15 protein-coding genes are annotated in these 18,162 nt (G+C 72.8%); 8 read left to right on the forward strand and 7 right to left on the reverse strand.

What is annotated here, in order from left to right:
* Positions 1 to 4: 4 nt before the first annotated feature.
* From BLV02_RS01160 to BLV02_RS01175, 4 genes are all read right to left on the reverse strand, one after another.
* On the reverse strand, positions 5 to 2,950 hold the full coding sequence (locus BLV02_RS01160) for a glycoside hydrolase family 38 N-terminal domain-containing protein (RefSeq protein WP_069111542.1): 2,946 nt from the start codon (positions 2,948 to 2,950) through the stop codon (positions 5 to 7).
* 94 nt (positions 2,951 to 3,044) lie between these two features.
* Entirely contained in the window at positions 3,045 to 3,860 is an 816-nt protein-coding gene (locus BLV02_RS01165) for a carbohydrate ABC transporter permease (RefSeq protein WP_069111244.1), read from the reverse strand.
* Entirely contained in the window at positions 3,860 to 4,807 is a 948-nt protein-coding gene (locus BLV02_RS01170) for a carbohydrate ABC transporter permease (RefSeq protein WP_216094200.1), read from the reverse strand. The genes BLV02_RS01165 and BLV02_RS01170 overlap by 1 nt, the downstream gene beginning before the upstream one ends.
* Positions 4,804 to 6,153 (reverse strand): ABC transporter substrate-binding protein, encoded by a 1,350-nt coding sequence (locus tag BLV02_RS01175; RefSeq protein ID WP_069111245.1) that lies wholly within the window; start codon positions 6,151 to 6,153, stop codon positions 4,804 to 4,806. Before BLV02_RS01175 ends, BLV02_RS01170 begins: the two co-directional genes overlap by 4 nt.
* 126 nt (positions 6,154 to 6,279) lie before the next feature.
* Between BLV02_RS01175 and BLV02_RS01180 the strand changes: the two genes are divergently transcribed.
* The 3 genes from BLV02_RS01180 to BLV02_RS01185 all read left to right on the forward strand — a co-directional run bounded on the left by BLV02_RS01180 (position 6,280) and on the right by BLV02_RS01185 (position 8,086).
* Positions 6,280 to 7,503 (forward strand): ROK family transcriptional regulator, encoded by a 1,224-nt coding sequence (locus BLV02_RS01180; protein ID WP_069111246.1) that lies wholly within the window; start codon positions 6,280 to 6,282, stop codon positions 7,501 to 7,503.
* 37 nt (positions 7,504 to 7,540) lie between these two features.
* Positions 7,541 to 7,705: a hypothetical protein gene (locus BLV02_RS36200; RefSeq protein WP_171906730.1), complete on the forward strand. Its 165-nt coding sequence runs from the start codon at positions 7,541 to 7,543 to the stop codon at positions 7,703 to 7,705.
* A 78-nt stretch (positions 7,706 to 7,783) separates the two neighbouring features.
* Positions 7,784 to 8,086, forward strand: a complete 303-nt coding sequence (locus tag BLV02_RS01185; protein WP_069111247.1) for a TraR/DksA family transcriptional regulator — start codon at positions 7,784 to 7,786, stop codon at positions 8,084 to 8,086.
* 1 nt (position 8,087) lies between these two features.
* Here BLV02_RS01185 and BLV02_RS01190 read toward each other — a convergent pair whose 3' ends face one another.
* A complete protein-coding gene (locus BLV02_RS01190; RefSeq protein ID WP_069111248.1) occupies positions 8,088 to 8,648 on the reverse strand; it encodes a DinB family protein in 561 nt (186 codons plus the stop codon).
* A 53-nt stretch (positions 8,649 to 8,701) separates the two neighbouring features.
* On the reverse strand, positions 8,702 to 9,286 hold the full coding sequence (locus BLV02_RS01195; RefSeq protein WP_069111544.1) for a TetR family transcriptional regulator: 585 nt from the start codon (positions 9,284 to 9,286) through the stop codon (positions 8,702 to 8,704).
* Positions 9,287 to 9,361: 75 nt separating this feature from the next.
* On the opposite strand from BLV02_RS01195, the gene BLV02_RS35360 reads away from it, so the two are divergent.
* Positions 9,362 to 10,477: a DUF2218 domain-containing protein gene (locus BLV02_RS35360; RefSeq protein WP_074946047.1), complete on the forward strand. Its 1,116-nt coding sequence runs from the start codon at positions 9,362 to 9,364 to the stop codon at positions 10,475 to 10,477.
* 3 nt (positions 10,478 to 10,480) lie between these two features.
* On the opposite strand, the gene BLV02_RS01205 is transcribed toward BLV02_RS35360, so the two are convergent.
* Positions 10,481 to 11,575 (reverse strand): LacI family DNA-binding transcriptional regulator, encoded by a 1,095-nt coding sequence (locus BLV02_RS01205; RefSeq protein WP_069111250.1) that lies wholly within the window; start codon positions 11,573 to 11,575, stop codon positions 10,481 to 10,483.
* Between the two features lie 287 nt (positions 11,576 to 11,862).
* Between BLV02_RS01205 and BLV02_RS01210 the strand changes: the two genes are divergently transcribed.
* The 4 genes from BLV02_RS01210 to BLV02_RS01225 are packed head-to-tail and all read left to right on the forward strand — an operon-like array spanning position 11,863 to position 18,137.
* The gene (locus BLV02_RS01210) at positions 11,863 to 13,842 is read left to right on the forward strand and encodes an ABC transporter substrate-binding protein (protein ID WP_083288587.1); all 1,980 of its coding nucleotides are present in this window, start codon (positions 11,863 to 11,865) and stop codon (positions 13,840 to 13,842) included.
* 42 nt (positions 13,843 to 13,884) lie between these two features.
* Positions 13,885 to 14,847 (forward strand): ABC transporter permease, encoded by a 963-nt coding sequence (locus BLV02_RS01215; RefSeq protein WP_069111547.1) that lies wholly within the window; start codon positions 13,885 to 13,887, stop codon positions 14,845 to 14,847.
* Between the two features lie 9 nt (positions 14,848 to 14,856).
* Complete coding sequence (locus tag BLV02_RS01220) at positions 14,857 to 15,981, forward strand: ABC transporter permease (protein ID WP_069111251.1); 1,125 nt, start codon at positions 14,857 to 14,859, stop codon at positions 15,979 to 15,981.
* Between the two features lie 17 nt (positions 15,982 to 15,998).
* Positions 15,999 to 18,137, forward strand: a complete 2,139-nt coding sequence (locus BLV02_RS01225; RefSeq protein ID WP_216094204.1) for an ABC transporter ATP-binding protein — start codon at positions 15,999 to 16,001, stop codon at positions 18,135 to 18,137.
* The last annotated feature ends 25 nt before the right edge of the window (positions 18,138 to 18,162 follow it).

Here is an 18,162-nt window from a genome sequence, read left to right on the forward strand (position 1 = left end):
GGGTCTACCTTTCCAAACGGAAGCGCAGCGTCAGGAGCTCGAACGGGCGCAGGGTGAGGTCGGTGCCGGCGACGGCCTCGCTCGGCACCGGGCGCTCCAGCAGATCGGTCGCGACCACCTCGGTGAACGCGAACGACGTGGTCAGGGTCGCCTTCGACCGGTTGCCGTGCGCCTCGTAGAGCCGCACCACGACGTCGCCGGAGCGGTCCTCGGCCAGCTTCACCGACTCGACGACGATCGCCGGGTCGCTCAGCTCCAGCAGCGGCGCGACCGGCGTGCCCACGGTGGCGCGGGGCCGCAGCTGCTGGGCGTAGCCGTCGGCGATCGCGGCCGGGATGCCGCCCGGCCGGAGGCTGACGGTGAACGCGTGCCGGCCCTGGTCGGCGGCGGGGTCGGGGTAGCGCGGCGCACGTAGCAGCGAGAGCCGCGCCGTCGTCATCGGGCGGCCGTTCGGCGCCTGTCCGCCGCGGACGTCGTGGCCGTAGACGACGTCGTTGGCGATCGCGACGCCGTAGCCGGGCTCGCCGACGTGGATCCAGCGGTGCGCGACGGTCTCGAACCGGGCGACGTCCCACGAGGTGTTCTGGTGGATCGGCCGGTTCAGGTGGCCGAACTGGATCTCCGACGTCGACCGCTCGGCCCGCAGGTCCAGCGGGAAGGCCAGCTTGAGCAGCTTCTGCGACTCGTGCCAGTCGATGTCGAAGGCGTAGTCGAGGCGGCCGTCCACCAGCCGCAGCGCGACGTCGATCGTGGAGTCGCCGACCGCGTGCCGCACCAGGACGGCGTCGCCGTCCACCTCGGCCGACACCGGGTCGCGCAGGTCGCGGCCGCTGCGCTTGTCCTCGTCGTTGATGTCCCACGCGTCCCACTCGCGCGGGGTGTCGCGGAACAGCTGCAGCACGCCGCCCGCGACGCCGTCCGGCAGCAGCTCGCGGTCCGCGGCGCGGTCGAGGACGGAGACGAGGGCGCCGTCCGGGCCGACCTCGACCCGCAGCGCGGCGTCCTCGAGCACGAACCGCTCGCCCTCGCGGACCGGCCGGGCGGCGCTGGGCGGCGTGGCCGGCCCGATGCCGAGCCCGGCGACGCCGTGCTGCGCGTACGGCCCGGCGTTCGCGGCGACGGGGGTGTCGCCGTCGCCGGCCAGCGCCGCCAGCGACACGTCGATCAGCGCCGTCAGCTCGCCGGCCACCCGCTCGTACTGCCGCTCGGCCTCCTGGTGCACCCAGGCGATGGACGTGCCCGGCAGGATGTCGTGGAACTGCTGCAGCAGCACCGTGCGCCAGGCGCTCTCCAGCTCGTCGTACGGGTACGGCGTGCCGCGCAGCACCGCCGCCGTCGCCGCCCACAGCTCGGCCTCGCGCAGCAGCGCCTCGCTATGCCGGTTGCCGCGCTTGCTCCGCTGCTGCGAGATCAGCGTGCCGCGGTGCAGCTCCAGGTACATCTCGCCGACCCAGACCGGCGGCGACGCCAGCTCCGCCGACGCCGCGTCGAAGAACGTCTTCGGATCGCCGAGCCGGACCCGCGGCGAGCCGTCGAGGTCGCGCTTGCGCTCGGCCGCCGCCAGCATCTCGCGGGTGGGGCCGCCGCCGCCGTCGCCCCAGCCGTACAGGCCGAGGACGTGCCGGGCCGCGCCCTTCTGCCGGAACGAGCGCTCGGTGCGGGCGAGGTCCTGCGCGCCGAGGTCGGAGTTGTACGTCTCGGCCGGCGGGAAGTGGGTGAACACCCGCGAGCCGTCGATGCCCTCCCAGAGGAAGCTGGAGTGCGGCATCTTGTTGGTCTCGTTCCAGGACGGCTTCTGGGTGAGGAAGTAGCGCGCCCCCGCGGCCCGCACCAGCTGCGGCAGCGCGGCGGTGTAGCCGAACGAGTCGGGCAGCCACACCTCGTCGCTCTCGACACCGAACTCCTCCAGGAAGAACCGCTTGCCCAGCACGAACTGCCGCGCCAGCGCCTCGCCGCCGGGCAGGTTCGTGTCCGACTCCACCCACATGCCGCCGACCGGGCGGACGACGCCGTCGGCGACGGCCTTGCGGACCCGCTCGAACAGCGCCGGCTGGCTGTCCTTCAGCCAGGCGTACTGCTGCGCCGACGACGCCGCGAAGACGAACTCCGGCTGCCGCTCGGCGAGGTCGAGGACGTTGGCGAAGGTGCGCGCGACCTTCCGGACGGTCTCGCGGACCGGCCACAGCCAGGCGCAGTCGATGTGCGCGTGCCCGACGGCCGACACGATCAGCGCGCTGTCGGCCGCCCGGCTCGCCAGCACCGGCGCCAGGATCTCGCGGCCGAGCGCCGCCGTGCCCGGTACGTCGTCGGGGTCCATCGCGTCGACCATGCGCTCCAGCGCGTGCACGATCTCGGCGCGCCGCGAGCCCGACGGCGCCAGCACGTCCACCAGCCCGTCGAGCGTGACGACGTCCTGCAGCAGCTCCCACACGACGAGGTCGCGGCGGGCCACCGACACCTCGGTGAGCCGGTACTGGTGCTCGTCGCCGGCCGTCGCCCGGTCCCCCAGCGTCGTCGGCTCGTACTCGTACGGCACCTGCACGACGGGGTTCGCGGCGGCCTCGACGTACAGGTGGAACGGGCCCGGCTCGGGCAGCGTGACCCAGTTGTTGAGCGGCTCCAGCCCCTTCACGACGGTGCCGTCGGGCCGGTACACCAGCCCCTCCGCCTGGAAGCCGGGCTGCTCGCCGGTGAAGCCGAGATCCACCACCAGCTCGGCCTCGTCCGGCGACCAGCCGGCCGGGACCTCGCCGCGGACGTCGAACCACACCGTGTCCCACGGCCGGCCCCACGTGCGCCCGACGGGGAACGGCTCGAACGGCTGCGTCACGGCGTGCGCGAACGGCACCGGTTCGCCGTCCACCGTCCACGCCCGCACCTCGGCGGGTATCGCGTCGCGGTAGACGGCGGGGCGGATCCGGAACGTCGTGAAGCGGCGCACACGCAGCATCGTCAACGCGGTGGCGTCGAGCTGGACACGGCCGTGCGGGTTGTGATCGGCAAGCAAGACGGATCGCTCCTGAGAGGTGGGGAGATGGCAGGGCTCAGCCCTTGATGGCGCCGCCGAGACTGGACTTGAGCAGGTGGCGCCGGAGCACGGCGTAGAGGATGGCCGGCGGCACCATGTAGATGACCGCGCTGGCGGCGAGCACGCCCCAGTCGACCTGGTTGAACGCCGAGAAGGCGCGGAACAGCCCGATGGACAGCGGGTACAGGTCCGGCGACTGCAGCAGCACCAGCGGGGTGAGGAAGTCGCCCCAGACGGCCATGAACGTCAGCATGGCCGCGGCGCCCAGACCCGGGCCGACCAGCGGGAAGACCACCCGGCGCAGCGCCTGCAGCCGGGTGTTGCCGTCCATCCAGGCGGCCTCTTCCAGCTCGAACGGGATCGCGTCGATGGTGCCCTTGAGCAGCCACAACGTCACCGGCAGCGCGGCCGCGGCCTCGACCAGGATCAGCCCGAGATAGCTGTCGTCCAGGTTCATCCGGACCATCAGCAGGTACAGCGCGACGATCGTCGCGGGCGCCGGGATGACCCGGATCAGCAGGATCGAGAACATGAAGAAGCTGCGGCCGCGGAACCGGAACCGCGCCAGCGCGTAGGCGCCGAGCAGCCCGCAGGCGAGGTTCAGCGCCGTCGCCGCGACCGAGATGATCAGGCTGTTCAGCAGCAGCCGCGGGGTGTCGGCGCTGGTGAAGAAGCGGGCGAAGTTCTCCAGCGAGAACGACGGCGTGCCCACCGTGGGGCCGGCGGCGGAGTCGAACGCGCTCAGCGCCACCCACGCGAACGGCACCAGGCAGAACAACACCAGCATCGTCAGCAGCGCGTACTGCAGCCCGCGCTGGACCGCGGTCGTCATCAGACCTCCACCTTCGTCAGCCGGACGTAGGTCAGCCCGAGCACCATGAGCAGCGCGAGCAGGATCACCGAGGCCGCGCTGCCGAGCCCGATCTGCGAGTACTGGAACGCCCGCTCGAAGATGAAGATCGAGGTCAGCTCGGTGGCCGAGCCGGGGCCGCCCTGGGTGAGGAAGTACACCAGCCCGAACACGCCGACCGTCGTGATCGTCGTCAGCAGCAGGTACAGGAAGACTGGCCCGCGGATCAGCGGCAGGGTCACGTACCGGAACACCTGCGCGGCGCTGGCGCCGTCGACCCTGGAGGCCTCGATCAGCTCGTCCGGGACGTCCTCCAGCGCGGCCTGGAACATGATCATCGCGAACGCGATGCCGCGCCAGATGTTGACGATGACGATCGACAGCATCGGCCACTCCTGCAGCGGCGCCGCGGCCGAGCCGCCGAACAGGCCGATCATCCGGTTGAACGTGCCGTCCTCACTGGACGACAGCACGCTCGCCCAGGTCAGCGCGGCGACCACCTCGGGCACCACCATCGGCAGCAGGATCGCGGCGCCGAACAGGCCCTTGCCGCGCAGCCAGGTGCGCCGCAACAGCAGCGCGGCGAGCATGCCGAGCACCGTCTGCCCGATGATCGCCGAGAACAGCACGAACTGGCCGGTGCGGCCCAGCGAGGTGAGGAAGTCGTCCGAGCCGAGCAGACTGCGGAAGTTGTCCAGGCCGACGAACTGCGGGTCGCGGGCGGCGAAGCCGGTGAGCTGGGTGTTGGTGAGGCTCAGGTACAGGCCGTACACCGCCGGCGCCACGACGAACACCAGGATGAGCAGCACCGACGGGCCCAGCAGCAGCGGGATCAGGCCGCGGCCGTGCAGCGCTCGCCGGCCCGGGCGGCCCGGTGCCGGCCGGCTGGGCCGGGTGGCCTGCGCGGCCGGCGCCGGGACCGACGTCACTGCTCGACCAGGGCGTCGCCCAGCAGCTCCGCCGCCTCCTCGGCGAACGTGGCCGCCGCCTGCTCACCGTCCGCGTCACCGAGCAGGATGCCCTCGGTCGCGCTCTGCACCGCCTGCGACACCTGGTCGGCGCCGTCGCCGAACGGGGCGCGGATACCGGTGCGGACCTTCTCCTCCGCGTCCAGCAGCGACGGGTCGCTCGCGTACGGCTCGACGTCCGCGATGCCCGGGTGCGGCGCCGCGGCGCCGATGGCGGCCAGTTGTTCGGCCGCCGCGGTGCCCGTGCTCAGCCACGTCGCCAGCGCCATCGCGGCCTCCGCGTGCTCGGTCTCGGCGCTGATGCCGTAGACGAAGCCGCCGCCGCTGATCGAGTACGGGTCGGTGCCCGGCACCAGCGCCGGGTAGTCCCAGGTGCCGACCTTCTCCTGCACGTCGTCGATCGGCGCGGTGCCCTCGGGGCCCCAGTCGTAGCGCCAGCCCCAGGTGCCCTGGGCGGCCACCGGCATGGTGCCCTCGGGGAACCGCACGTACTTGGTCGGCTCCCACGGGTTCGGGTTGAGCAGGTCCTGCACCGGCAGCAGGCCGGCCTCGACGAGGTCGGCGTACAGCTCGAAGGACGCCGTCAGGCCGTCGCTCTCCAGCGTCCAGCGCCCGGTCTCCTCGTCGTAGAACGTGCTGCCGGTGCCGGCGGCGATGGGCAGGAAGCCCTCGGTCCAGGTGCCGCCGCCCCACGCCGTCCCGGCCGGGATGACGATCGACGGCTCGCCCGTCTGCGCCGTGACCTGCTCCAGCCGCGCGATGAGGTCGTCCCACGTCTGCGGCTGCGAGGTGTCGACGCCGAGCTGCTCGAGCACGTCCTTGCGGTAGAACAGGCTCTGCACGTTCGCCTCGTGCGGCACGGCGTAGAAGTGGCCGTCGACCTGCCGGGCGGCGTCCTTCACCGGGTCGTAGTACTCGCCCCAGGCGTCCCACTCGTCGAGGTACTCGTCCAGCTCCAGCAGGTAGCCGGCCCCGGCGAAGCCGGTCACGTGCGTGCCGCCCATGTCGATGACGTCGGGCGCGGTGCCGGAGTGGAACTGCTGGGTGATCTTCGTGCGGAACTGCTCGTCGGTCAGGGGGTCGACGATCAGCTCGACCTCGACGTCCTTGCCCTGCTCCGCCATGGCCTGCTCGAACTCGGTGAGCAGCGGCTCGACGGCGTCGGCCCGGGCCTGCTGGTACTCGAGCAGGCGGATCGTCACGGGTCCGTCGCCGCCGGCACTGTCGTCGCTGTCCGAGCACGCGGCCAGCACCCCGGTGAGGAGGGCGGCGGTCGTGACGGCGAGGAGGACACGACTGCGCTTCATTGCGTCACCCTTTTTTCCATCCGATGGACTAAACCTGGGGCACAGGTTAGGCTTCGTCGAAGATATCGTCAATCGCTTGGATTAAAGATCGTCTGGCTATGATCCACTCGGCAGGGAAGGAGTCGCATGCGGCGCGGCAGCAACCAACTCCGCCTGGCCGACTTCAACCAGGCCGTCGTGCTCGACGTCCTGCGCCGCTCGCCGGGGGCCAGCCGGGCCGACCTGCGCCGCGAGTCCGGGCTGAGCCCGCAGACCATCTCGAACATCACCCGGCGGCTCATCGACGACGGCCTGATCCGTGAGACCGAGCCGGCCGGCAGCGCCCGCGGCCGGCCCAGCATCCCCCTCGTCGTCGACCGCGACGGCGCGTTCTCCGTCGGCGTGCACATCGATCCCGCGCGGCTCACCACCGTCCTGCTCGACCTCGACGGCCAGGTGCGGCTGCGCCGCCAGGAACGCACCCCGCAGGCGACGAACCCGCCCGAGGTCACGGCGCTGATCGCGGCCACCGCCGACGCCGTGATCCGCGAGGCCGGCGTCGACCGCGACCGCGTGCTCGGCCTGGGCATCGCCGCGCCCGGCCCGCTGGACGTCCACGCCGGCGTCATCGTCGACCCGCCGCAGCTGCCGAACTGGCGCAACGTCCGGCTCCGGGCCGACCTCCACCACGCCACCGGGCTGCCCGTCCTGCTCGACAAGGACGTCACGGCGGCCGCGACGGCCGAGCTGCGCTCGTCGAAGGCGCCGGCCAACGCGTTCGTCTTCCTGTACCTCGGCTCCGGTGTCGGCGCCTCCGTCGTCGTCGACAACCAGGTGCTGCGCGGCGTCACGAACAACATCGGCGAGGTCGGCGACCTCATCGTCGACCCCGAGGCCGAGCAGCTGGAATGGGCCGGGCGCCGCGGCGGGCTGGCCGCGGCGTGCGTGCCGGAGGCGCTGGTCATCCAGGCGGCGCGGCTGGGGCTGGTGCCCTTGCCCGACCTCAGCGACTACGTCGCCATCGACGACGCCTGCACGGCGCTGTGCGAGCAGGCGGCCGGCGGCAACAGCGGCGCCACCTGGATCCTGGACCGCGCGGCCCGGCGGGTCGCCGTCGGCCTCGGCGTCCTCGTCAACCTCCTCGACGTCCCCCGCGTCGTGCTGGGCGGGCCACTGTGGAACCGGCTGGCCCAGGCGTTCCTGCCGGTGCTGACCGAGCTGGTCGCCGGCGAGCTCGTCGTCGCCCGCCCCGCCCTCGTCGTCGAGGGGTCCGCCATCGGCGAGCACGTGGCCGCCCAGGGCGCGGCCGAGCTGGTCATGGACCACTTCCTCGCCCCGCGGGCCGCCGCGCTCCTCGTCGGGGAGTCGTGACCTCGACCGTCACGGGCTTCGTTGCTATGGTGCGGCCATGGTGACGGGATGGGCGACGGCGCAGACGGCGACGTCTGAGCCTGCCCACGTCATCGCCGGTCCGGCGTTGCTGGCGCTCCAGCTGGCCCAGACCGCCCGCGGCATCCGCGGCCTCGACGTCCTGCGCCGCAGCGTCGACCGCGCCCCGCCCCGCTGCTCCTGACCCCGTCATCCCAGCTCACCCGCCGGCGGCGAGTGAGCCCTCAGCGCGCCCGCGGCGCGCACCTCCAGGAGCAGCAGCATGACCACGCCCACCTACCCCGCGATCGACCGCGACGCCCGCGCCCGCATCGAGGAGGCGCTCGCCGAGGCCGCCGCCGGCCGGCAGCGCCAGCTCGACGAGCTGACCGAGTCCGCCGGCGACTCGCCCGCCGCCGCCCACCGCGCCAGCGTCGCCCGCATCCTCAACGACGTCGAGGCCGCCCAGAGCCGGCTGGCCCGCGGCACCTTCGGCGCCTGCGAGCGCTGCGCCGCCGCCATCCCGGTCGAGCGGCTGGAGCTGCGCCCGTGGACGCGGCTGTGCGTCGGCTGCGCGAGCCGCTGACCTACTGGCCGACCCGGCCGTCGACGCACTCGCGCAGCAGGTCGGCGTGGCCGCAGTGGCGGGCGTACTCCTCGATGCGGTGCACCCACAGCTCGCGGACGGCGATGTCGTCGCGGCCGACCCGCTCGCCGAGGTCGGCGAACCCCGCCAGGACGTCGTCGGTGGCGGCCTGCTCGCGGGCGAGATCGGCGAACGCGCCGTCGACGACCGCCTGGTCGCCGACGGCGCCGTCGAAGTCGGCGTCGCGCGGCCCGTACAGCTTCGGCGCCGGGTCGTCGGGCCGGACCCAGGTGCGCCAGTCGCGCTCGACCTCAGCCAGGTGCCGCACGAGGCCGAGCAGCGACATCGTCGACGGCGGCACGGAGCGGCGGGCCAGCTGCTCCGCGTCGAGGCCGTCGCACTTCATCCGCAGCGTCAGCCGGTAGGAGTCGAGGTAGTCGCGCAGCGTCGCCAGCTCGCCGTCGGGGCTGACGCCCTCGGAGTTGCGCGGGTCGTCCGCCGGGTCGACCCACATGTCCGCGTAGACGGTCGCTCGGGTCCACCGCTCAGGCGTGTCGCTCATCCCCCGACGATGGTGCGCGGCGGCCGCGCCCGCAACCGAATATCGCCAGTCGCCTACGCGCGCAGGCCGGCCAGGACGAGCCCGGCGAGGCGCCGGGCGGCGTCGTCGCCGGGGACGTCGGCGGCCGCGGAGAGGGCGGCGGCGCAGTAGGCGGCCAGCTCGTCAGGCGGGACGTCCGCGCGGACGGCGCCGGCCGCCGCGGCGTCGGTGAGGAGGTCGCGCAGCAGGTCGTGCACCTGCCGCTCGGCCTGCGCGACCCGCGGATCGCGGTGCACGAACGCGGCCAGCTCGGCGCCGTGCGGCTGCCGGTGGTGGCGTCCGCGCCGGCGCAGGACCAGCGCGTACGTCTCGAGCACCGCGACCAGGCGGGCCTCGGCGCCGTCGGCGTGGTCGCGCGCCTCGGCCAGCCGCGTCAGGTGGGCGGCGATCTGCCGGTCGTGCCAGGCGAGTACGACGGCCTGGACGTCGGGGAAGTACTTGTACAGCGTGGCCCGGCCGATGCCGGCCCGCCCCGCGATCTGCGACATCGTGACCGACAGCAGGCCGTTCTCGGCCGCCAGCCCTGCCGCGCTGTCGAGGATCGCGTCGCGCACCTCGTGGCGGTGCGCCTCGATGGTCTCGCTCCACAGCTTCGGCACCTCCGCATCGTACACACTGCCACGATAGAGACACAGTGTATTGACAGAGACACAATGTTTCGTAAAACTGGGCCGATGCCTCCCCACGCCCTCGCCGGCCACCTCCGTCACGGCCTGGCCGCCGCCGTCCTCGTCAAGCTCGCCTTCGTCGCCGTCCTGCTGCTCCTGCCGTCCGGGCTGCTCGTGCTCGGCGTCGCCCACGGGGTGCTGCTGATCGTCGTGGTCGCGGCCGCGACGCTGGCCCTGCTGGCCCGGCGGCGCAGCCGGGGCCGCGACCACTGGGAGGCGATGTACTCGGGCCGGCCCGACTGGGACGTCGGCCACCCGCAGCCGGCCTTCCGCGCGCTCGCCGACGACGGCGCCATCCGCGGCCGGGTGCTCGACGCCGGGTGCGGGACCGGCGAGCACGTGCTCATGTGCGCGGCCCGCGGCCTCGACGCGACCGGCGTCGACGTCGCGCCGACGGCGCTGCGCACCGCGACGGAGAAGGCGGCCGGCCGCGGCCTGACGGCGCGGTTCCTGCGCCGCGACGCCCGCGAGCTGGCCGGACTGGGCGAGACCTTCGGCACCGTGCTCGACTGCGGCCTCCTGCACACCTTCGACGACACCGGCCGGGCGGCCTACGTGGCCGCCGTCCGCGCCGTCCTCGAGCCCGGCGGCCGCTGGTTCGTGCTCTGCTTCAGCGACCTGCAGCCCGGCGAGAGCGGGCCGCGGCGGTACGGCCGTGACGAACTGGCGGCGGTGTTCGCCACGGGCTGGCGCGTCGACCGGCTCGAGCGCACCCGCCTGGACAGCCCGCGCGATCCCGGCGGCCTGCACGGCTGGCTGGTCGCGCTCACCAAGGACGACGCGCCGGGAGCGACCGCCCGCGCCGACGTCGCCACCGCGACGCCCGAGCGGTACCTGCGCCGGCTCTGCGACCACGCCGAGGCGATCGCCGGCCGCGACCTCGGCGCCCACCACCGGCCCGGCCGCGCCCACCCCCGCGTCCTGCGGGTCGACCGCGACGGCTCCGAGGCCACACTGACCCTCACCGCCGGACGCTGCACGCTGCGGGCCGGCGCGGGCACGCTCGCCGTCGTGGTCGAGGCGCCGGCCGAGGACGAGCTGCGGCAGCTGCAGGACCTCCTCGCCCGCGACCTCGAACGCTTCGGCCGCCGCGACGGCCTCACCGTCGAGTGGAGCCGCTGACCGTCAGGACCGCACCGGCCGGCGCCCGCCGGGGCCGAGGTTGGGCCGGACGGAGTCGCGCACGATGAGCTGCGTGGCCAGCTTCCGATGCACGAGCCCGGGCCCCTCGCCGCGGGCGTCGGCCTGGTGCAGCGCCAGCCGGACGGCGGTGCGGCCCAGCTCCTCGTGCGGGATGTGAACGGTGGTCAGCCCGAGGTCGGCGGCCACGGCGAGGTCGTCGTAGCCGACCATGGAGACGTCGTCGGGGACGCGCAGGCCGTGCTCGCGCAGCGCCTGGATGGCGCCGGCCGCCGCGGGGTCGTCGCCGGCGAAGATGGCGGTGAAGTCGACCGGCCCGGCCTCGAGCCGCGCCTTCATCATCTGGTAGCCGGGCTGCCGGCCGAACTCGCCGGCCACGATCAGCGACTCGTCGGACTCGACGCCGAAGTCGGCCAGCGCGCGCAGGTGCCCGGCCAGCCGGCCCTCGGCGGTGGTCTGGCCCGGCTGCTTGCCGAGGTAGAGGATGCGCTCGTGCCCCTGGGTCAGCAGGTGGCTGGTGGCCGCGTAGGCGCCGCCCTCGTTGTCGAACTCGACGACCACGGCCGGGACGTCGCGGGCCAGCGGCGGACGGCCGACCAGCGCGAGCCGCGAGCCGGCGGCGTCGAGCGCCTGGGCGAACTGGCGCATGCGCGCGTGGTAGGCGTCGTCGGCGACCACGGTGCCGACGAGCACGACGGCGCGGGCGCCCTGCTCGCGCATCAGCTGGATGTAGGCCAGTTCCCGGTCGGGGTCGCCGCCGGTGGAGCAGACGAGGCAGAGGTGCTTGTCGTCGGTGGCCTGCTCCTCGACGCCCTGGGCGATGTAGGCCTGGAACTCGATGGCCACCGAGCCGACCAGGATCGCGACGGTCTTCGAGCTGCCCCCGGCCAGCGCCCGCGCGTGCGCGTTGGCGACGTAGTCGAGCTCCTCGACCGCGCGCAGGACCTTGTCCTTCGTGCTGGCCGCGGTCGGGTAGCCGCCGCCCAGGACCCGGGAGACCGTTGACATCGAGACTCCGGCGCGGGCCGCGACGTCGCGGAGGGTGGCGCGGCCGGGTGCGGCCGTCAGGTCGTCAGTCATCGGTCCTTCGCTCCCTCGTGTGTGCGGACCTCATCCAAGCATGGAGCCGGGATAGAAAGCGCTTGCGCAAGAGTTGTCATAGTACCGAGCGCATCGATACCCGGCAATCTCGACGCCGATATCCCAGCTAGACAGCCGGGAACCGCAGGCATGGCGCCGGCTCACGACGTCAGCGCCCTCGCGCGTGTTGCACCCTCTGCAACAGCAGTCGACCGACTCGTTGACACGTTTGTGGAAGCGCTATAGCTTTGTGCGTCATTCGTCCAGGACCTCAGCGAGGAGGCGCCATGAACGACCGTTCGTGGACGACCAGACCCATCACCCGCCGTCGCCTGCTGATCGCCGGTGGCGCCTCCGCCGGGCTCGTGGCGCTGTCGGGCTGTTCGTGGCTCGACACCGATCCCGCGGGCGACGCCGGCCCGTCCGAGGCGCCCGGCACCGACCTGCGCGAGGCGCCACAACTGGCCGCCCGGGTCGAGGCCGGCGAGTTGCCGCCGCTCAGCGAGCGGCTCCCGGCGAACCCCGCCGTCATCGAGCCGGTCGACCGGCCCGGCGTCTACGGCGGCACCTGGACCAGCGCGCTGCTCGGCCCCGAGGACGAGGCCTGGCTGCAGCGCACGGTCGGCTACGACCCGCTGATGCGCTGGAACCCGGAATGGACCGAGCCCGTCCCGAACATCGCCGAGTCGGTCGAGCAGTCCGACGACGGGCACGAGTTCCTCATCACGCTGCGGGCCGGCATGAAGTGGTCCGACGGCGCCCCGTTCACCGCCGACGACCTCGTCTTCGCGTTCCAGGACTTCCTGCTGACCAAGGAGCTGTCGCCCGCGGTCCCGTCGTTCCTCACCAACGGCGGCCAGCCGGCCACGCTGACCCGCGTCGACGACCAGTCGGTGCGGTTCACCTTCGCCGAGCCGAACGGGTTGTTCCTCGAACAGCTCGCGCTCATCAACAGCGGCGACGTCCTGGTCTCCCTGCCCGCGCACTACCTGCAGCAGTTCCACGCCGCCTACACCGAGGGGGCCGACGCGACGGCGGCGTCGGCCGGCTTCGCGTCCTGGACCGAGCTGATGCTGGCCCGGTCGGAGACCTACCAGAACGCCGAGAAGCCGACGCTGAACGCGTGGATGCTGACCAACGCCCTGGGTGACGCCACGACGGTGACGGCCGAGCGCAACCCGTACTACTGGAAGACCGACCCGGACGGCCGCCAGCTGCCCTACCTCGACAGCCTCTCCTTCGAGGTGGTCTCCGACGCCGAGGTGATCCTGCTGAAGGCGACGAACGGCGAGTTCGCGTTCCACACCCGCCACGTCACCAGCCTGGCCAACAAGCCGGTGCTCGCCGAGGGCCGCGAAGAGGGCGGCTACGAGTTCATGACGCTGCAGAGCAGCCTGATGAACGAGATGGTGATCTTCCTCAACCTGACCCACCAGGACCCGGTGAAGCGGGCCGTCTTCACCAACAAGGACTTCCGGATCGGGCTGTCGCACGCCATCGACCGCGACGAGCTGAACACCGCGACGTTCCAGGACGAGGGCGAGCCGTGGCAGGCCGCGCCCGCGCCGGACTCGCGCTACTACGACGAGGAGCTGGCCACCCAGTACCTGGAGTTCGACGTCGACCTCGCCAACGAGGCGCTGGACCGCGCCGGCCTGACCCAGCGCGACGGCTCCGGCTTCCGGCTCGCACCGGACGGCAGCCCGCTGACGATCGAGGTCGAGGTCGCCGAGCCGGGCGTCGTGCCGTACTGGCTGGACGCGATGAACCTCGTCGTCGGCTACTGGAACGAGGTCGGCATCAACGCGCGCACCCGGCCCGAGGACCGCACGCTGTTCAAGGAGCGCACCGAGGCCAACCAGCACGACGCCGGGGTGTGGGTCGGGCCGGGCGGGCTGGGCGACGAGACCCGCCGGCCGTTCTTCTACCTGCCGACGATGCGCTTCGAGCAGGCGTTCGCGCCGGCCTGGGCGCAGTGGTACCAGACCAACGGCGCGCAGGGCGAGGAGCCGCCGGAGCCGACCCGCCGGCAGTGCGAGCTGTTCTGGGAGCTGGCCCGCACGCCCGACCCGGACCAGCGCGAGGAGCTGTTCGGCCAGATCCTCGAGATCGCCCGCGACGAGTTCTACGTCATCGGCACGCTGCGGGTCCCGACCGGCTACGGCATCGTCCGCGACGACTTCCACAACGTGCCGGAGGAGATGCCCGAGTCGTTCGACTTCGCGACGCCGGGCGGCTCCAGCCCCTGCCAGTACTTCATCGAGTAGGGGCCGCGTGTGCTGACCTTCGTCGTCCGCCGCGTCGCCCTGATGATCCCGACGCTGGTGCTGATCTCGATCGTGACGTTCACGATCATCCAGCTGCCACCCGGCGACTTCCTGACCACCTACGTCACGAACCTCAGTGCACAGGGTGAGCAGGTCGACCCGGCCGAGGTGGCGGCGCTGCGGGCGCGGTACGGGCTGGACGAGCCGCTGCCGGCGCAGTACCTCACCTGGATCTGGGGCATCGTGTCCGACGGCGACTTCGGCCGCTCGTTCGAGTGGAACCGGCCGGTCGCGGAGATGATCTCCGACCGGCTGCCGCTGACCATCGTGTTCATGGCCGCGACGGTGGTCTTCACCTGGATCATCGCGTTCCCGATCGGCCTGTACTCGGCGATCCGGCAGTACTCGATCACCGACTACGTCGCGACCACCATCGGCTTCCTCGGCCTGGCGATCCCGAACTTCCTGCTCGCGCTGGCGCTGATGTGGATGGGCCTGAACGTGTTCGGGCAGGACTCCGTCGGCGGGTTGTTCTCACCGGAGTACAAGGACGCCGCCTGGAACCTGGGGAAGGTGCTGGACCTCATGGGGCACCTCTGGGTGCCGATGGTCGTGCTCGGCACCGCCGGCACGGCCGGCCTGATCCGCATCCTGCGCGCCAACCTGCTCGACGAGCTGCGCAAGCCGTACGTGACGGCGGCCCGGGCGCGCGGCATGCCGGAGCGCCGGCTGCTGCTGCGGTACCCGATGCGGGTGGCGCTGAACCCGTTCGTGTCGACGATCGGCTGGGTGCTGCCGGTACTGATCGGCGGCGAGGTGATCGTCTCGTCGGTGCTGTCGCTCGAGACCACCGGGCCGCTGCTGCTGTCGTCATTGCAGAGCCAGGACATGTACCTGGCCGGCTCGATCATCCTGCTGGTCAGCGTCATGACCGTGATCGGCACGCTGATCTCCGACCTGCTGCTGGCCTGGCTGGATCCGCGGATCCGGCACCGGATGGCCTGAGAGGACGCCGTGAGCCGACCTACAGAGGTGGACCCCTCGGCCGACGCCGACCTCGCCGTCGCGTCGCAGCGCACCCTGGTGTGGCGGGCGCTGCGCCGGCACAAGCTGGCGATGGCCGGGCTCGTCGTCACCTGCCTGCTCTACCTGGTGGCCGTGTTCGCCGACTTCCTGGCGCCCTACGACCCCAGCGACATCAACGCCGACTACGCCTACGCGCCGCCGCAGCAGTTGCACGTCGTCGACACCTCCGACGGCTGGGACTGGGGCCTGTACGTCAACGGCTACGAGCAGACCCGCGACCCGGAGACGCTGGCGCTGACGTTCCGCGAGAACCCGGACGAGAAGATCCCGGTGCGCTTCTTCGCCCGCGGGCCGGAGTACGAGCTGTTCGGGCTGATCAGCACGAACATCCACCTGCTCGGCCCGGCCGACCCGGACGGACCGCCGATGTACCTGCTCGGCGCCAGCCGGACCGGCCACGACCAGCTGTCGCGGATCCTGCACGGCACCCGCGTCTCGATGTCGATCGGCCTGGTCGGCCTGGCCATGGCGTTCGCCCTCGGCGTGGTGCTCGGCGGTGCTTCGGGCTACTTCGGCGGCAAGGTCGACGCCGTCATCCAGCGGCTGGTCGAGTTCTTCATGTCGGTGCCGGCGATCCCGCTGTGGCTGGGCCTGGCAGCGGCGCTGCCACGCGACTGGGGCTCACTGCAGCGCTACCTGGCCATCACGGTGATCCTGTCGATCATCAACTGGACCGACCTCGCCCGGGTGGTGCGCGGACGGTTCCTGGCGCTGCGCGGCGAGGACTTCGTGACGGCGGCCTACCTCGACGGCATCAGCCGGCCGCGGATCATCGGCCGGCACCTGCTGCCGTCGTTCGCCAGCCACCTGATCGCGGCGATGACGCTGTCCATCCCGGCGATGATCCTGGCCGAGACGTCGCTGTCGTTCCTGGGCCTGGGGCTGCGGCCACCGACGGTGAGCTGGGGCGTCCTGCTCAGCGACGTCGACGTGCGGGCGCTGGAGACGGCGCCGTGGCTGCTGCTGCCCGGGCTGGCCGTGGTCGTCGCCGTCCTGTCGATCAACTTCCTCGGCGACGGCTTGCGCGACGCCGCCGACCCCTATCAGTCATGAGCGCCGAGGGAGCGACCGTGAGCCGATCCGATGTCCTGCTGGACGTGCAGGGGCTGAAGACCCACTTCGCGACCGACGACGGCGTCGTCCGGGCGGTCGACGGGGTGGACCTGAGCCTCGCCCGCGGCCGCACGACCTGCCTCGTCGGCGAGTCGGGGTGCGGGAAGTCGATCACCGCGCGGTCCATCCTGCAGCTGGTCGACCCGCCGGGACGGATCACCGCGGGCCACGTCTGGTGGCACGGCGACCCCGACGCGGCCGAGCCGGCCGACCTCGCCGCGCTGGACCCGCGCGGCGAGCGGATGCGGTCGATGCGCGGCGCCGACATCTCGATGATCTTCCAGGAGCCGATGGCCGCGATGTCGCCGATGTACACCGTCGGCGAGCAGCTGGTCGAGGCGATCCAGCTGCACCTGCCGCTGTCGCGCCGCGAGGCCACCGAGAAGGCGGTGCACCTGCTCGGCCGGGTCGGCATCCCGCGGCCGGAGCAGCGGATGCACGCCTACTCGTTCCAGCTCTCCGGCGGCATGTGCCAGCGGGTCATGATCGCCATGGCGCTGGCCTGCGAGCCGTCGCTGCTGATCGCGGACGAGCCGACCACCGCCCTGGACGTCACCACGCAGGCCCGCATCCTCGACCTGCTGGCCGAGCTGCAGGCCGACACCGGCATGGCGATGCTGTTCATCACCCACGACCTCGGTGTGGTCGCGGAGATCGCCGACGACGTCGCCGTCATGTACCTCGGCCAGGTGGTCGAGGAGGGGTCGGTCACCGACGTGTTCGACCACCCCCGCCACCCCTACACGCAGGCGCTGATCGCGTCGGTCCCGCGGCTGGGCAGCCGGGGCGGGCGGACGTCGCGGCTGGCCGCCATCGAGGGGATCGTCCCGCACCCGCTGCTGCGCCCGGCCGGCTGCTCGTTCCACCCGCGCTGCCACGCGCCGGTCGGCGACGCCTGCGAGGAGCTGACGCCCGAGCTGCACGCCGTGGACGGCGGGCCGGCGGCGCGCTGCCACTGGTACGACGACGCCCTGCGGCCGGAGGGGCGGACGCTGCCGGTCATCCCGGCCGAGCCCGCCGTCGCCGCCACTGCCCCGGCGCCGGTCCCGCGCGACGAGGCGGCGCCGGTGCTCGAGGTGCGCGACCTCACCGTGCACTACCCGGTGAAGCGCGGCCTGCTCAACCGCACCGTCGGGCACGTCCGCGCCGTCGACGGCGTGGGCCTCACCATCGCGGCCGGCGAGACGCTGGGCCTGGTCGGCGAGTCCGGCTGCGGCAAGACCACGCTGGGCCGGGCGGTCGTGCGGGCGCTCGCGCCGACGTCCGGGCAGATCGTCTACCACGGCGACAAGGGCGCGGTGGACCTCGCCGGGCTGTCCGACTCCGCGCTGCGGGCGTACCGCGGCCAGGTCCGGATGATCTTCCAGGACCCGTTCAGTGCGCTGAACCCGCGCATGACGCTGCTGCAGCTGCTGGCCGAGCCGTTCCGCAACCCGGCGGTGCGCCGCGGCCACATCGACTCCGAGACCGAGCAGCGGGTGGCCGACATGCTGGTCCGCGTCGGGCTGCGCCCGGAGTACATGCGCCGCTACCCGCACGCGTTCTCCGGCGGCCAGCGCCAGCGGGTCAACATCGCGCGGGCGCTGATCACCCGGCCCCGGCTGGTCGTCGCCGACGAGGCGGTGTCGGCGCTCGACGTGTCGGTGCGCGCGCAGATCCTCAACCTGCTCGCCGACCTGCGCGACGAGTACGACTTCACCTACCTGTTCATCAGCCACGACCTGTCGGTCGTCGAGCACCTGTGCGACCGCGTCGCGGTGATGTACCTCGGCCGGATCGTCGAGACCACGACGACGGACCGGTTGTTCGACGCGCCGCGGCACCCGTACACCGAGGCGCTGCTCTCGGCGGTGCCGGTCGCCGACCCGCACCGCCGCGGCGGCCGGACGACGCGGCTGTCCGACGAGCTGCCCGACCCGGCCGCTCCCCCGCCCGGCTGCGCGTTCCACACCCGCTGCCCACACGCGCGCGCCGAGCGCTGCGGCACCGAGGTCCCGCAGCTGCGCGGCATCGCGCCGGACCACGACGTCGCCTGTCACCACGCCGAAGCCCTGGAGCTTCGCGGCGTGCGCCACCCGATCTCGTCGCCGAGCTGAGGCCGGCGACCCGGTAGAGGAGGTA

Source organism: Jiangella alba, assembly GCF_900106035.1.
In the GTDB taxonomy this organism is placed as follows: domain Bacteria; phylum Actinomycetota; class Actinomycetes; order Jiangellales; family Jiangellaceae; genus Jiangella; species Jiangella alba.

Coding starts and splice junctions, on each gene's coding strand:
- BLV02_RS01180 (WP_069111246.1), top strand. CDS start 6,280: ATGCGGCGCGGCAGCAACCAACTCCGCCTGGCCGACTTCAACCAGGCC.
- BLV02_RS01190 (WP_069111248.1), bottom strand. CDS start 8,648: ATGAGCGACACGCCTGAGCGGTGGACCCGAGCGACCGTCTACGCGGAC.
- BLV02_RS01165 (WP_069111244.1), bottom strand. CDS start 3,860: ATGACGACCGCGGTCCAGCGCGGGCTGCAGTACGCGCTGCTGACGATG.
- BLV02_RS01210 (WP_083288587.1), top strand. CDS start 11,863: ATGAACGACCGTTCGTGGACGACCAGACCCATCACCCGCCGTCGCCTG.
- BLV02_RS01175 (WP_069111245.1), bottom strand. CDS start 6,153: ATGAAGCGCAGTCGTGTCCTCCTCGCCGTCACGACCGCCGCCCTCCTC.
- BLV02_RS01215 (WP_069111547.1), top strand. CDS start 13,885: ATGATCCCGACGCTGGTGCTGATCTCGATCGTGACGTTCACGATCATC.
- BLV02_RS36200 (WP_171906730.1), top strand. CDS start 7,541: ATGGTGACGGGATGGGCGACGGCGCAGACGGCGACGTCTGAGCCTGCC.
- BLV02_RS35360 (WP_074946047.1), top strand. CDS start 9,362: ATGCCTCCCCACGCCCTCGCCGGCCACCTCCGTCACGGCCTGGCCGCC.
- BLV02_RS01185 (WP_069111247.1), top strand. CDS start 7,784: ATGACCACGCCCACCTACCCCGCGATCGACCGCGACGCCCGCGCCCGC.
- BLV02_RS01205 (WP_069111250.1), bottom strand. CDS start 11,575: ATGACTGACGACCTGACGGCCGCACCCGGCCGCGCCACCCTCCGCGAC.
- BLV02_RS01160 (WP_069111542.1), bottom strand. CDS start 2,950: ATGCTGCGTGTGCGCCGCTTCACGACGTTCCGGATCCGCCCCGCCGTC.